General features: G+C 61.9%; 14 protein-coding genes. 7 read left to right on the top strand and 7 right to left on the bottom strand.

The annotated features are described in order from the left end of the window. Positions 1 to 15 precede the first annotated feature (15 nt). Positions 16 to 1,383 carry a cytochrome P450 gene (locus tag CPI83_RS05320; protein ID WP_060938012.1) on the bottom strand — a complete coding sequence of 456 codons (1,368 nt, stop codon included), beginning with the start codon at positions 1,381 to 1,383 and terminating at the stop codon, positions 16 to 18. A gap of 91 nt (positions 1,384 to 1,474) precedes the next feature. On the opposite strand from CPI83_RS05320, the gene CPI83_RS05315 reads away from it, so the two are divergent. The 6 genes from CPI83_RS05315 to CPI83_RS05290 all read left to right on the top strand — a co-directional run bounded on the left by CPI83_RS05315 (position 1,475) and on the right by CPI83_RS05290 (position 6,575). Further along, positions 1,475 to 2,095, top strand: coding sequence for a TetR/AcrR family transcriptional regulator (locus tag CPI83_RS05315; protein WP_024487440.1), 621 nt, complete (start codon positions 1,475 to 1,477; stop codon positions 2,093 to 2,095). A 72-nt stretch (positions 2,096 to 2,167) separates the two neighbouring features. Further along, entirely contained in the window at positions 2,168 to 2,860 is a 693-nt protein-coding gene (locus CPI83_RS05310; RefSeq protein WP_097388126.1) for a TetR family transcriptional regulator, read from the top strand. A 159-nt stretch (positions 2,861 to 3,019) separates the two neighbouring features. Further along, a complete protein-coding gene (locus CPI83_RS05305; RefSeq protein WP_003939784.1) occupies positions 3,020 to 4,177 on the top strand; it encodes an acyl-CoA dehydrogenase in 1,158 nt (385 codons plus the stop codon). A 92-nt stretch (positions 4,178 to 4,269) separates the two neighbouring features. After that, positions 4,270 to 5,118, top strand: a complete 849-nt coding sequence (locus CPI83_RS05300; RefSeq protein ID WP_003940434.1) for a 3-hydroxybutyryl-CoA dehydrogenase — start codon at positions 4,270 to 4,272, stop codon at positions 5,116 to 5,118. A gap of 164 nt (positions 5,119 to 5,282) precedes the next feature. Beyond that, positions 5,283 to 6,158: an oxygenase MpaB family protein gene (locus tag CPI83_RS05295; protein WP_069145625.1), complete on the top strand. Its 876-nt coding sequence runs from the start codon at positions 5,283 to 5,285 to the stop codon at positions 6,156 to 6,158. Between the two features lie 24 nt (positions 6,159 to 6,182). After that, on the top strand, positions 6,183 to 6,575 hold the full coding sequence (locus tag CPI83_RS05290) for a S4 domain-containing protein (protein WP_029256216.1): 393 nt from the start codon (positions 6,183 to 6,185) through the stop codon (positions 6,573 to 6,575). Between the two features lie 3 nt (positions 6,576 to 6,578). On the opposite strand, the gene CPI83_RS05285 is transcribed toward CPI83_RS05290, so the two are convergent. Continuing rightward, on the bottom strand, positions 6,579 to 7,208 hold the full coding sequence (locus CPI83_RS05285) for a GyrI-like domain-containing protein (RefSeq protein ID WP_097386904.1): 630 nt from the start codon (positions 7,206 to 7,208) through the stop codon (positions 6,579 to 6,581). 123 nt (positions 7,209 to 7,331) lie between these two features. Here CPI83_RS05285 and CPI83_RS05280 point away from each other — a divergent pair, with 123 nt between their 5' ends. Next, positions 7,332 to 8,516 (top strand): metallophosphoesterase, encoded by a 1,185-nt coding sequence (locus CPI83_RS05280; RefSeq protein ID WP_029256218.1) that lies wholly within the window; start codon positions 7,332 to 7,334, stop codon positions 8,514 to 8,516. A 6-nt stretch (positions 8,517 to 8,522) separates the two neighbouring features. Here the strand turns inward: CPI83_RS05280 and CPI83_RS05275 are convergent, their stop codons facing one another. The 5 genes from CPI83_RS05275 to CPI83_RS05255 form a co-directional block, all read right to left on the bottom strand. Further along, positions 8,523 to 9,209 (bottom strand): TetR family transcriptional regulator, encoded by a 687-nt coding sequence (locus CPI83_RS05275; protein WP_021332017.1) that lies wholly within the window; start codon positions 9,207 to 9,209, stop codon positions 8,523 to 8,525. A gap of 47 nt (positions 9,210 to 9,256) precedes the next feature. Then, complete coding sequence (locus tag CPI83_RS05270) at positions 9,257 to 10,084, bottom strand: potassium channel family protein (protein WP_029256219.1); 828 nt, start codon at positions 10,082 to 10,084, stop codon at positions 9,257 to 9,259. Positions 10,085 to 10,130: 46 nt separating this feature from the next. Beyond that, positions 10,131 to 11,048 (bottom strand): diacylglycerol kinase, encoded by a 918-nt coding sequence (locus CPI83_RS05265; protein WP_003940547.1) that lies wholly within the window; start codon positions 11,046 to 11,048, stop codon positions 10,131 to 10,133. Then, positions 11,045 to 12,625 (bottom strand): FAD-binding oxidoreductase, encoded by a 1,581-nt coding sequence (locus CPI83_RS05260; protein ID WP_024487438.1) that lies wholly within the window; start codon positions 12,623 to 12,625, stop codon positions 11,045 to 11,047. Before CPI83_RS05260 ends, CPI83_RS05265 begins: the two co-directional genes overlap by 4 nt. Before the next feature lie 92 nt (positions 12,626 to 12,717). Next, positions 12,718 to 13,257 carry a DinB family protein gene (locus CPI83_RS05255; protein WP_097386903.1) on the bottom strand — a complete coding sequence of 180 codons (540 nt, stop codon included), beginning with the start codon at positions 13,255 to 13,257 and terminating at the stop codon, positions 12,718 to 12,720. Positions 13,258 to 13,385 lie beyond the last annotated feature (128 nt).

The raw sequence follows: 13,385 nt of genomic DNA, 5'->3' as shown, positions 1-13,385 counted from the left end.
TTCGGCCGTAGGGTCTCAGCGCACCGAACTGTGACGCCGGCGCAGATCGACAGGTTGCCCGTCCGAAGGGAACGGCAAGGACGTGAAGTCGAGCGGAGCGACGTAATCTGCGTCGACGTTCCAGTCGAAGCGCATGAGGAGGTGGTGCATGATTGCCTTGATCTCGGCGCCGGCGAAGTGCATTCCCAGGCATTTGTGCACTCCACCTCCGAACGGTTCCCACGCGTACCGATGAACCTTGTCTTCGCGTCGATTCTCGGCGAAACGTTCGGGATCGAAACGCTCGGGATCAGGCCAGTACTGCGCCATGTGGTGCGTGAAGTGAGGGGCGACAGAAACATACGTTCCCGCAGGCACGAAGTGACCCCGTACTTGAGTGTCGCGGACCGCTCGCCGCGCCATGACCGGTACGGGAGAGACGAGTCGGAGGCATTCCTTCATCACCAGGTCAAGGCTGCTCAGGCCGTCGAGATCTGCATAGCTGGGCGTCGAGGTCCCCAGAGCGAGCGACTCGGCACGGCACCTGTCCTGCCACTTCGGATGTTGACCTAGATATTGCATCATCGTGGAAAGGGTGATCGTCGAAGTGTCGTGTGCGGCCATCAGGAGGAAGATCATATGGTCGATCACTTCGTCGTCACTGAAGCGTTGTCCTGCTTCGGATTCGATGTGACAGAGCACGGAGAACAAATCATCGGTTGCGCGAGCTCGACGCGCCGGCAGGTAGCGACGAAAGAAGTCTTCGAGGACCCGGCGGCCGTCGAGTCCTCGCTTCCATCTGGTCCCCGGCACCCGGTAGCGGACCAGAGAAGTAGCCGCCTGCACACAATCCACGAAAGCCTTTTTCACCGAAGATATTTCGCTTTCGGTACTTCCTTCGGCACCGCCCATGAAGATGTCGGTGGCGAGATCGAGGGTGAGTGTCTTCAGCGCTGTGTATGCACGAAATCCGTCAGTGGGGGTCCATGTGTCGAGCGCCGAGTCGATTGCCGGATTGAGAACGTCGACAGACTTCTCGATCCGAGTCCGAGTGAACGCCTGCTGCATGATTCGACGATGCCGTAGATGTTCTTCCGAATCGAGAAGCATCAGCCCACCGTGAAAAAAGGGGCCGATAAGCACCGACCAGCCGTCGCTGTTCACAAAAGCCCGATCTTTGTTCTGCAGCACTTCCTGGCACGCGTCGGGTCCGAGAACAGCGATCCACTGCCGGCCGACCATCGAGAACCAAGAGACCTCGCCGTATCGATCCCAGTTCTCTTGCATCAATGCGAGTGGATCGCGGATGTATGCAAGAGCGTGCCCGACGAGAGGCAGCCCGGAACGGCCCGAAATCGGGTGCAACTGCGAGTTCACGGGGGGACGAGCCAGGATCTTGGACACTGCGACCTCTACTCTCGTTCAATCTGACAGTGCATCCTGTCAGATTGACTGTAGTCTGCGTCACAGTGGTTGCGTCTGTCAATATCGACCTATGACTTCTCCGACGCCGCGGCGGTATGCCGGCCTCAGCGGCGACCAGCGCTCAGCATTGCGGCGCGAGAGCTTACTCGAGGCAGGGCTGGAACTATTCGCTGTCGCAGGCAGTCGAGGCGCCACGATGACCGCGATCTGTGCGCGAGCCAAGTTGACGGAACGCTACTTTTACGAAAGTTTTTCCAGCAGAGACGAACTGCTGAAAACAATCCTGGACGGAATTGCCGACGAGGTTCGCGACGCCGGCCTGACCGCACTACGAGCGAGCGACGGGACGCTCGAGCAGCGCGTACGAGATGCCATCGCGTCGTTCGTCACCCTCCTCACCGACGATCCCCGCAAGGGGCGTGTGGCAATGATCGAATCCGCTGCATACGAGCCCCTTCGCGCACACCGGCGCGCGGTACTGCACGGCTTCGCGCAAATGGTCGCGGACGAAGCCTCGCGAATGTACGGCGACCGAGCTTGGCCATCTCATCAAGGTCAGATCAACGGACTGCTCTTCGTCGGGGGCCTTGCCGAATTGGTCACCGCGTGGCTGAACGAGGAGATCGCTATTACCCCTGACGAGATCGTCGAGGCGGCAACCTACCAATTCACGTCCACCGCACACCGTTGAGATGGAACCGATCGGCATGCGGTTGCTGCCCGCCACACCGGGATGGCGCGAACAGGCGCAATACTTGTCCCCATGAGTGAACGCGCAGACCTGCCCGGAACTGACCCCGCACAGTTTCGGGTACACGTCGCGTCTCAAGCGATCCGGTTGTTCTCGGAGAACGGGTACGAAGCCACCACCGTCGAGCAGATCGCCGCTGCCGCCGGTGTGTCGCGCCGGACGTTCTTCCGGCAGTTCCGCTCCAAGGAAGACGTGATCTTCGCCGATCACGAGTCCCTCCTCGCACACGTGGCCGAGTTCCTCGCGTCCGATTCCGCCGACCCCTGGGCGTCCGTGTGCGAGGCCGCGGGACTGGTCTTCGATTTCTTCCGCCGGAACCGTGACCTTTCGATGCGGCGATACCGCGTCGTACAGCATGTTCCAGCTCTTCGCGACCGCGAACTCGTCACCGGATTCCGCTATGAGCGCCTCTTCGTCGACTACCTGCGCAGCGCTGTTCCCCGCGAACCGGTCCTCGAGGTTGTCGGTTTTGCCGCAGCTGTCACCGCGTGCCACAACTACCTCTTGCGAAGCATGATCAAAGGCGACGAAGACGCCACAGCCGATGCGCTGAGCCAGGCATTGCTCGACGTTCGGCGGACGTACGGCGTGGCACCCGAGTCGAAGACCAGCACGCCAGAATCGAAGTCCGTGCTGGTAGTAGCCTTTCCCCCGGGCACGTCCGTCGAGGAGATCAGCAGAAAAATCCACGAACAACTCGGCTGACACCGCTCGTGCACCGTAACTTCACACGCCCATCCCTTGACCTGGCACTCAGTGCCGTGTTTGACTGGGGTCATTGGCACCGGTCTGTCCGCGAATCTCGTTGGTAACGCCGGAGCCGCACCGACCGCCTTCAAGCCACCTTCACCAAGGAGCGTTCCCATGGCAGGAAACCCGGATTTCAATCTCTTCGCGCTGAACGAAGAGCACGACGAACTGCGGGCTGCTATCCGCGGACTCTCCGAGAAGGAAATCGCGCCGTACGCCAAGGACGTCGACGAGAACGCACGTTTCCCCGAGGAAGCGCTCACCGCTCTCAACGCGTCTGGCTTCAACGCCATCCACGTTCCCGAGGCTTACGACGGCCAGGGCGCCGACTCCGTCGCCACCTGCATCGTCATCGAGGAAGTCGCCCGCGTCTGTGGCTCCTCCTCGCTGATTCCCGCCGTGAACAAGCTCGGCACCATGGGCCTGATCCTCAAGGGTTCCGAAGAGCTGAAGTCCAAGGTGCTCCCGGACCTCGTGAACGGCGGAATGGCGTCGTACGCACTGTCCGAGCGTGAAGCCGGATCCGACGCCGCTTCGATGCGTACCCGCGCGAAGGCTGACGGCGACGACTGGATTCTCAACGGCTCCAAGTGCTGGATCACCAACGGCGGCAAGTCGACCTGGTACACCGTCATGGCTGTCACCGATCCCGACAAGGGCGCAAACGGCATCTCCTCTTTCATGGTCCACAAGGACGACGAGGGCTTTGTCGTCGGACCGAAGGAAAAGAAGCTCGGCATCAAGGGCTCCCCCACCGCTGAGCTGTACTTCGAGAACTGCCGCATCCCCGGTGACCGCATCATCGGCGAACCGGGCACCGGCTTCAAGACGGCACTCGAGACCCTCGACCACACGCGTCCCACCATCGGCGCTCAGGCTGTCGGCCTGGCCCAGGGCGCACTCGACGCGGCTCTGGCATACACCAAGGATCGCAAGCAGTTCGGCAAGTCCATCAGCGACTTCCAGGCTGTTCAGTTCATGCTCGCGGACATGGCAATGAAGGTCGAAGCCGCACGTCTGATGGTCTACACCTCCGCTGCTCGCGCCGAGCGCGGCGAGAAGAACCTCGGTTTCATCTCCGCTGCAGCGAAGTGCTTCGCTTCGGACGTTGCCATGGAGGTCACCACCGACGCCGTGCAGCTGTTCGGTGGCGCCGGCTACACCACCGACTTCCCGGTCGAGCGCATGATGCGCGACGCCAAGATCACGCAGATCTACGAGGGCACCAACCAGATTCAGCGCGTCGTGATGTCGCGTGCGCTACTGAAGTAGGGCCTCCGGCCCTGTGCGCGGTCAGGCAGTCCATAGACTCCTTAACCGCGCACGGGGGCTTGACCCCTGTCTGAAGAATCTTGAGGAGAATCGTGGAACTCGTAGGCGTAATCGGCGGCGGCACCATGGGTGCCGGCATTGCCGAAGTTTGTGCAAAAGCCGGTAGCTCGGTACTGGTGCTCGAAACCAAAGAAGAATTTGCCGCCGCTGCTCGCGAACGGATCGCCAAGTCGATCAACCGCGGCGTAGCCAAGGGCAAGATCACCCAGGAAGAAGCCGACGCCGCGATCGCACGCGTCCGCGTCACCCTGGACATGGAAGAGTTCGCCGATCGCGACCTGGTGATCGAAGCTGCTCCCGAGATCGAAGCTCTCAAGTACGAGATCTTCGGCAAGCTCGACAAGATCGTCAAGCCTGCAGGCATTCTGGCGACCAACACGTCGTCGATCCCCGTCATCAAGATCGCCAAGGCCACCTCGCGCCCCGGCCAGGTTGTCGGCGTTCACTTCTTCAACCCCGTGCCGGTCATGCCGCTCGTGGAGATCGTGGTCAGCCTGACGACGTCCGAAGAGACCGTTCTCGCCGTCACCGACTACGCCAAGAACACCTTGCGCAAGAAGACGGTTCGCGCGGGCGACCGCTCAGGCTTCATCGTCAACGCTCTGCTCATCCCTTACCTGTGCCAGGCAGTCCGGATGCTCGAATCCGGCTACGCCACAGCAGAAGACATCGACGAGGCCATGAAGGGCGGCTGCGGCTACCCGATGGGTCCGCTGACGCTGCTCGACACCGTCGGTCTCGACATTGCCCTCGCAGCGGCAGAGTCCCTGTACGCGGAATTCGCAGAACCGCACTACGCTCCGCCGGCGCTGCTTCGCCGCATGGTCGACGCCGGTCGTCTCGGCAAGAAGACCGGTCGCGGGTTCTACGAATACGCCTGAGTCCGACCGCTTCACTCTTCCGGCCCCTCACCTGTTGCAGGTGAGGGGCCGGAGTTGTTTTCGGACAGATCTTGTCGAATCGATTGACAAATTCGCGTAGCGCAGTAAAAGTCATCATGTGACAACAACCGTTGTCACATGATGGCAGGCGGAGGGGCACCCTGATGAGCAGCGACGCAGACACGGGCACTCGTCGATCGAAGCCTCGAGAACTGCGAGCCGATCCGATCGGCCCCGGCTCCCTGACGTGGACGCACTTCGGCGACGTTCGCGGTCTGTTGTATCTCGGACGCGCAGGCACGCTGCAGAACATGCATCCCGCGGTAAGTGGAGCGCTGCAGGATCATTCGAATTTCTTCGACAACCCGCTCGACCGCCTGTTCCGCTCACTGCCGCCCATCTACGGCGTCGTGTACGACCGGACCGAAGAGGGCACAGGCACGCTCGTTCGCAACTTCCACACCGATCTCAAAGGAATCGACGAAACCGGCGGGCGCTACCACGCCCTCACTCCTGACACTTTCTGGTGGACACACGTCACGTTCTTCGAGGTGATTCTCGATTTCAACGAGCGATTCGCGTACAAGAAGTTCACGCAGGAGCAGAAGGACCAACTTGTCCGTGAGGCCGTAACCTGGTGGCGCTGTTACGGACTCACCGATCGACCGGCTTTCGACGACTACGCCAGCTTCCGCACGTATTGGGAAGACATGCTCGACAACCACCTGATCAACACCCACACCACAAAATGGTCGACGCGCATCGCCGAGCACGACATCGCACCGGCTCCGAAGGTTCCGACGTGGCTGTGGCGTCTTAGCTCTCGCCCCACGATGGCCGTGGCGAACTGGATCGGCAAGGCACTGATGCCGGAGAAGGCACGCAAGACCCTTGAATGGGAATGGACGCCGCGCGACGAACGGATGTACTTCTGGTTCGCCCGCTTCCTGACATTGACAGATCGGTTCTGGCATCTGCTGCCGCTACGACTGCGGTATGCGCCGCGCGCCTACTCGGGCATCCGCGCGCAGGGTCTGTGAGCACTCGTCGGTAGGCTGGAGTGCGTGCCAGCCCAACTCCCCTCCGACGCGATCAGTGTTCGCGTGGACAGCTGGACGTGGGCGGTTCGGCTGTTCAAGACACGCTCGCAGGCGGCGACGGCCTGCCGATCGGGACACGTTCGGGTCAATGGAACGTCGGCAAAGGCGGCTCAGCAGGTGAAAGCCGGCGACGAGGTGCGGGTGCGTGTATCCGGCATCGAACGCATTGTCGTCGTGGTCAAGCCGATCACGAAGCGAGTCAGCGCGGTGCTGGCCGCCGATTGCCTGCAGGACAATTCGCCGCCCCCACCACCGCCCGAACTGATTGCGTCCATTCCGCGACGTGATCGCGGCGCCGGCAGACCGACCAAGCGCGAGCGACGTGACCTCGAGAAGTTGCGCGGCCTCGAGCCCTGATTGCTACCTCGAAACAGGCTGACGCAGAACCGTCTTCAGTTTCTCGGGCGGCGTCCGGCGCGCATCACTGAGGTAGATCTCGTGATGATCGCCGTTGAAACTGAAGCCGTTCGACGGGATGAACGTGTTGTGCAAGCGGTCCAAGGTGGGGGCCTCGTCGTCGTAGGAACCTACGTGAAGAATCTGGACGGACAGGCCCTCCTCCAATTCGAGGAACCTGACCTTGTCCAAAGCCGCCACGTTCTTCTTGGCGCGGACCGCTTTGGCTCGAACTGAGGCGATCGCCGCAGACAGTTCGGCCTGAGCGATCCATTCCGGTTGCGAGATCATCATCGTCCAATCCCAAGCCGCCTTGTCCCGTGTCACGAACACCTCGGGATCATCTGCCCGCCACAACCCTTCCAGCGGGCCAACGACGAAGTCGCGATCCAATTCCTTCTTGCTCGCGAATTTTGCCGAGTAGGACACCGAATACAGCGCTTCGAGCGCCTCGGAGTACTCGGTGGCAGTGTTGGGGTCGCCGTGACCGTCGACGACGAAGTAGCCGAAGCGGGGAACGGTCACGAGGGCAAAATCGCGGCGCCCAGGCGAGTAGAGATCCTTGTATGCCTTCTTGACGTCGTACTTCTCCATGCGCCACCCACCTGATCACTGGCCGAGTTTCAACGTTCGGAAACCTATCCGAGAACACCGACATCCCGATAGCGGACCACTGTCCCCTTGTTAATAGACCAGTGGACCTTTACTCTGGACGGGGTGACTACACCCCAGGCGACCGACGTCGCTCGAGTTCCGCGCCGCAGACCGTTGCGGATCGTTGCCATATCCGCGATTGTCGCGTCGATCTTGGCTCTGTTGTTCGTGTACCCGTGGTGGAGCTTGTTCATCCGGCCGGACTGGCCGACGGCGGTGGCAGTTTTCGGCACCGTTCTGTTTGCCACCCTCTTGATCGCCCTGCCTGCCAGTATGGTGCTCAGCCACGGACACACCGACCGCGATCCAGTTCGCCTGATCGGCGACGCCCTCCTCGGAATCATCTGGGTCGTGTTCGTGTGGACCCTGCTCGGCGAAGTTCTGAGGCTCGGACTGCTCGTCGGCGGCGTGGATGACCCGCTTCGATCGAGAATTGTCGCCGTTGCCGCACTGATCATCTCGGCCCTTCTGCTGATCTGGGGCTACCGGGAAGCCATGAGACTGCCACGGATCAAGCAGGTCGACGTCACCATCCCCCGCCTTGGTGCGGGGATGGACAAACTTCGGGTAGTCGCGATCACCGACACTCACTTCGGGCCGATCAATCGCGAGAAGTGGTCCGAGCGCGTGATCGCGGCAGTCAACGATCTCGACGCCGACATCGTGGCCCACGTCGGTGACATCGCCGACGGAACGGTAGAGCAGCGCCTCGGCCAAGCGACCCCCCTCGCATCGGTCGAAGCCGGGCTCGCTCGCGTCTACGTGACCGGCAATCACGAGTACTTCCACGAGGCTCAGGAGTGGCTCGACTACATGACCTCGATCGGCTGGGACGCGCTGCACAACCGCCACCTCGTCGTCACCAAGGGCGGAGACAGACTGGTCATCGCCGGAGTCGACGATGCGACAGCGTTGGGATCGAAACTCGACGGACACGGCGCGAACTTCGACATGGCCCTGGCCGGCTCCGACCCCGAATTGCCGATCCTGATGCTCGCCCACCAACCGAAGCAGGTTACTCAGTCCGCTTCCGCGGGAGTGGATCTGCAGCTCGCCGGTCATACCCACGGCGGACAGATCTGGCCCTTCAACTTTCTGGTGAAACTCGATCAACCGTCGGTACACGGGCTTACCAGGCACGGAGAACGTACGCAGCTGTACACCAGCCGGGGAACCGGATTCTGGGGTCCGCCCTTCAGGGTGTTCGCACCGAGCGAGATAACCGTTCTGACGCTGCACAGCGCCTGATCGTTCTCAGCTCGTTCGGGTTGCCGCTCGCGCCGACAACCCGACGAGCTGGTTGATCAGACCTTCACGCAGGCCGACTGCGAACATGTCGGAGGCTGGGGGCGCCTGCATCTCGTTCAGTACGACGACCATGGATTCCGTCGGCTCGGCAGTCGGCCACAAGCCGGCAACGATCACCAGGGTTACCTTGGCGAATTGAGCGGCGTCGCCCTCCGAGAGATGGGGCAGTTGCGAATGAACCAGCGACGCAAACCTTCCCGAGTTGACCGTCGCCCGCTTCTTGAAGTCACGGGCGAAGTCGACGGAGATGTTTCTTTCGAGGACACCGGCCATGACGCTCATCAACTCGCACAGCAACCGCTGTGAGACAAGCGATTCCGCAACCGCGGATGCCACATGAATTTCAGCGGCAAACGGTGAGTCGTCACTGGTCGGAGTCAACGACTCGGACAACCCGTCCAGCCACGCTACCCAGTTCTCGTCGAGCACTTCGAGAAAGATGGCCTCGCGACTGTCGAAGTACCGGAGCACGTTCGACTTCGCGAGGCCGACGCTCTCACTGAGCTCACGCAGACTGATGTCTGCGACTGGCTTGGACCCGAGCATCGCGCGAGCTGCGTCGAGAATCGCGCACCGACGTGCTTCGATCTGCTCGGGCCTGCGCGCGCGCTGGAATCCATGGGTCGCCACCATCACGCAAGATTATCAGACCATCGTTCTATTGTTTGCTGTACTGCGGGTCAATTGTCCGAAGGTGCATGCTGCGCCACGACTCCCCTCGACGCCAGTTCGCGACGCAGCGAATCGGTATCGACGGACGCGAGATCGACTCGGTGCGTGCGGGTGGCCAAAGCTCGGACCTCCACGGACAGATCTGCCACCTGCTTACGCGTCGCGGCCTGCCCTGCCTCGTCCTGTTCCGCCACTCGCTCGACCAACCAGGAAGCGAGTGTGGCAGTCACGATGCCCAGCAATGCAATTCCGCCGATCATCAACGCTCCGGCGATCAGGCGCCCGGTTGTAGTGACAGGAGCCATGTCTCCGTAACCGACGGTCGTAACCGTCTCCATCGCCCACCACAACGCCGTCCCGTACGACGTGATGGCGGCGCCCTCAGCGTGCCGCTCGGCGTCGAGCATGGCCAGTGCCGCGACACCGATCAGCAAGGCCGTAGCCCCGGTGGCGTAAACAACCACTCGTCCACGCAAGCTTTGCCCGCTCGAGCGGTGGACTATTGCAAGCAGGGTGACCAATCGAAGGAGGCGCAAGGGACGCAGCATGGGTAGCACCACCATCGCCAAATCCAAGAGATGCCTGACGAACCAGCGACCGCGTGCAGGAGCCAACCACAGGCGAACTGCGTAGTCGACGGCAAATACGAACCACGCGGCCCACATGATCCATTCGGTCAGGCGATGCGGGAAGCCAGTCGGTTGCGCCAGGACTTGGTACGCGTACGCCACCAAGAACAGGCAGGCCGCAGCGGTCAAGGGGATGTCGGTGGTGAGCTGCCACCGCTCCGACGTCCACGCAGTGCGGCGGTGCACCGACTTCCTCGATTCGTTCATCCGAGAAGTCTTACACCACTGCTACCGCGTGACCGGCAGAACCAACTCAGATCCGAGTGTGCGTCAAGATGTTGAGCGCCATGGGAACTGCCTCGATCGTGATGGGCAACGGCCCCACCCGATCGCCGTCCGCGTAGGCGATGATGCCCTCGGAGACCAACCGGACCTTCTTCGACCGATACGTCTGTACCGCATCCAAGGAGACGTGAGTTCCCTTGTACACCCGCGGAAACAGGCGCACCAGACGCAACCTCGAACCGTGCCCGACGACGGTCAGATCCAGCAACCCATCAGACTTCGACGCGCCCGGAGTGATGAGCATGCCGCCACCGTACGAGCGGCCGTTGCCGACAGCCACGAGCGTCGCGTCCACCGTGATGACCTCGTCGTCGAGTTCGATCCGGTACGGCAGCGGCTTCATCTTCGCCAACTCGGCGAGCATCGCCAAGTTGTAGCGCATCGGTCCCTTGGGCCACGACATCCGATTGGCCCGTTCACTGACCAGCGAATCGAATCCGCTCGCGATGATCGTTCCCGACCAGACGACGGAACCGTCGGCAAGCGTGATCTTCGCCAGGTCGGACTGCTGCACGACGCCGTCGGCGATCACATCGGCGGCTGCCTCGGGATCGCCTGTGGGAATGCCGAACTCACGGGCGTGATCGTTACCGGTGCCCGCCGGGATGAGTCCGATAGGAGTATCGGTCAACGCGGCAGCCTGCAATCCGATGCTGATGGCACCGTCACCGCCGACCACCACCAGCGCGTCGGTACCCTCCTCGATCGCACGACGCGCCAACTTCTTGGCGTCGTCGGCATCGGTTCCGATGATCTCGGTGACGGCAACTCCCCGAGCACGCAGTCGCGCAACACCTTTGCGTCCGGCCGCAGGCGCGTGACCATGTCCCGCCATCGGATTGATCAGGACGGTAACCTTCTCGATCTGACTGCGGGTTTCGGTCACGGAATCAGCTTTCCAGGATTGAGGATGCCGGCAGGGTCAACTGCATTCTTCACTGCGCGAAGGATATTCGCGCCCAATTCGCCGATCTCGTCCTTCATCCACGGGCGATGGTCAGCTCCGACTGCGTGATGATGGGTGATCGTGCCACCGGCGGCGATGATCGCATCGCCAGCGGCAGTTTTCGCCTTGTGCCACTGAGCGATCGGATCCTCGGTCTGCGCGCTGACTACTGTGAAGTACAGCGAAGCACCGGTCTTGTACGTGTGAGAAATGTGGCACATGACGAGCGGCTGAGTCCCCTGCTCGACGAGAGCCTTGGTCAGCGCTTCGGTGACCGAGGAGCGCAGGTTCGCGAGGTTACCCCAGGTGGTTGCTGTCTCGAGGGTTTCACACAGTGCGCCGACGTCGAGAAGAGCGTCACGCAGATACGGCGCATCGAATCGCCCGTGTTCCCAACTGTTTCCGGGCTCCTCACCGAGCGAAGTCCCACCGTGAGCGGTGAGAATTGCTCGGGCCTCCGCCATCCGTTCAGCGGTGTGCGAAGCGGTGCCCTCGTAGGTGGTGATGCCGAGGCAACCACCGGTGAAGGCGTTCTCGCCGATCTTGTCGGTGGTCGCCAGATTCACGCCGCTCTCGGCCTCGTCGGACAATCGCAGTACGGTCGGAGCCGATCCTTCCTGGACCAGCTCACGCAATGCTGCTGCGCCGGTGGCGAAGTCGGGGAAACTCCACCCTTCGCGCACGGTGGTCTCGGGCAGGCGGTGAACCCGGACACGCACGTGCGTGATGACGCCGAATGTCCCCTCGGAGCCGACAAAAAGCTCACCCAGATCGGGGCCTGCGGCAGAGGCCGGCGCACGCCCGGTCTCGACCACACCGCTCGGGGTGACAACGGTGAGGCCCTGGACCATGTCCTCGAAGCGTCCGTATCCAGCCGACGCCTGCCCCGAAGACCGGGTGGCGGCAAACCCGCCCAGAGTGGCGAACAGGAAGCTCTGCGGGAAGTGCCCGACCGAGAAACCGTGCTCACGCAGAAGCTCCTCGGCCCGTGGGCCGGTGGTTCCGCCGCCGAACGTCGCAATGCCCGATTCCTCGTCCAACCCGACGAGCTGATCGAACCTGCGCAGATCGAGAGATAGAACTGCGTCGAACCCGTCACGAATGGGATCGAGCCCGCCGACGACGCTGGTGCCACCACCGAACGGGACCACTGCGATCCGGTTGGCAGAGCAGTATCGGAGAACCTGCTCGACCTCTGCGTCTGTCCCTGGAGTGACGACTGCGTCCGGTGCGTCCTGCGGCTCGGCGCTACGACGGCGAAGCAGATCCGGGGTGCTCTTGCCACCGGCCCGAAGGATTCGATCCGAATCCTCGGTGCTGACGTACTCGGCCCCGACCAGCCCAGCCAGCGCCTCGACGTGCGACTGAGCCAGGGCGGACGGAGTCACCTGAACGTCTTCGATGGCGAGGCGCGAGCGAGTCGGTGCGGACACACCGAGAAATCCGGTCAACAATGATGTGACTGCGTCCGACAGTTCACGCTTCTTGGCCGGATCGCCCCAGGCGTCCCACTGCATCGGCGGTTGCAAGGCAGACTTTTCGGTGCTCATAGACACTAGTGTTACATATTTGTGTGATGTGTAAACATCCCGGTTGATCGAGCTGTCGATCAACCCATCGTCTTCGAGCCGTCGATGGCTTCACGAAGCATGTCTGCGTGGCCCGCATGCTGGGCCGTCTCGGCGATGATGTGCAGCAATGCGCGCCGCGCTGACCAGCGAGCGCCGGCTTCGAACCACGGAGCGCTCGGAAGTGGATGAGAGATGTCGAGGCTGTCCAGCGAGGCCACCAACTGGTCGGTCCTGGCCGCGATCCCTTCGTACTCGGAAACGATGCTTGCCAAGGTTTCACCCTCGACCATGGCAAATTCGTTCGCCCGTTCCTGTTGCATCTCTTCCGACCACTGGGTCGGGTCGAAGTCCCCGCCAAGTCCGGCCGGGCCTTCCAGAATGAAGTCGACCCAACCCTTCTCCGCCTGACCCACATGCTTGATCAATCCGCCTAGGCACAGTTCGCTCACGGTCGGCCTCGAAGCAGCCTGCTCGTCGGTGAGGTCCTTGACCGTGAAGAGAAGGAATTCACGATGTTGACGCAGGCTCTGGAGGAGATCCGCGCGCTCGCCGGTGACGGTGGTGGTCGGTGCGTTCATGATGTTTTTCCTTCGCTCGTGGGTTCTTTGCCCTGTGAGAACTACGTTAGAAGTCATTGCGGACAGAAACGGTCCTCATTAGAAAACGATCAAAGAAAAAACTCCCGGCACTCACCAATGAGGGTGAG

The organism is Rhodococcus sp. H-CA8f (assembly GCF_002501585.1).
GTDB lineage: Bacteria > Actinomycetota > Actinomycetes > Mycobacteriales > Mycobacteriaceae > Rhodococcus_F > Rhodococcus_F erythropolis.
The sequence above is the reverse complement of the archived record's forward strand: the minus strand, read 5'-3'. Positions and strand labels throughout refer to the sequence as shown.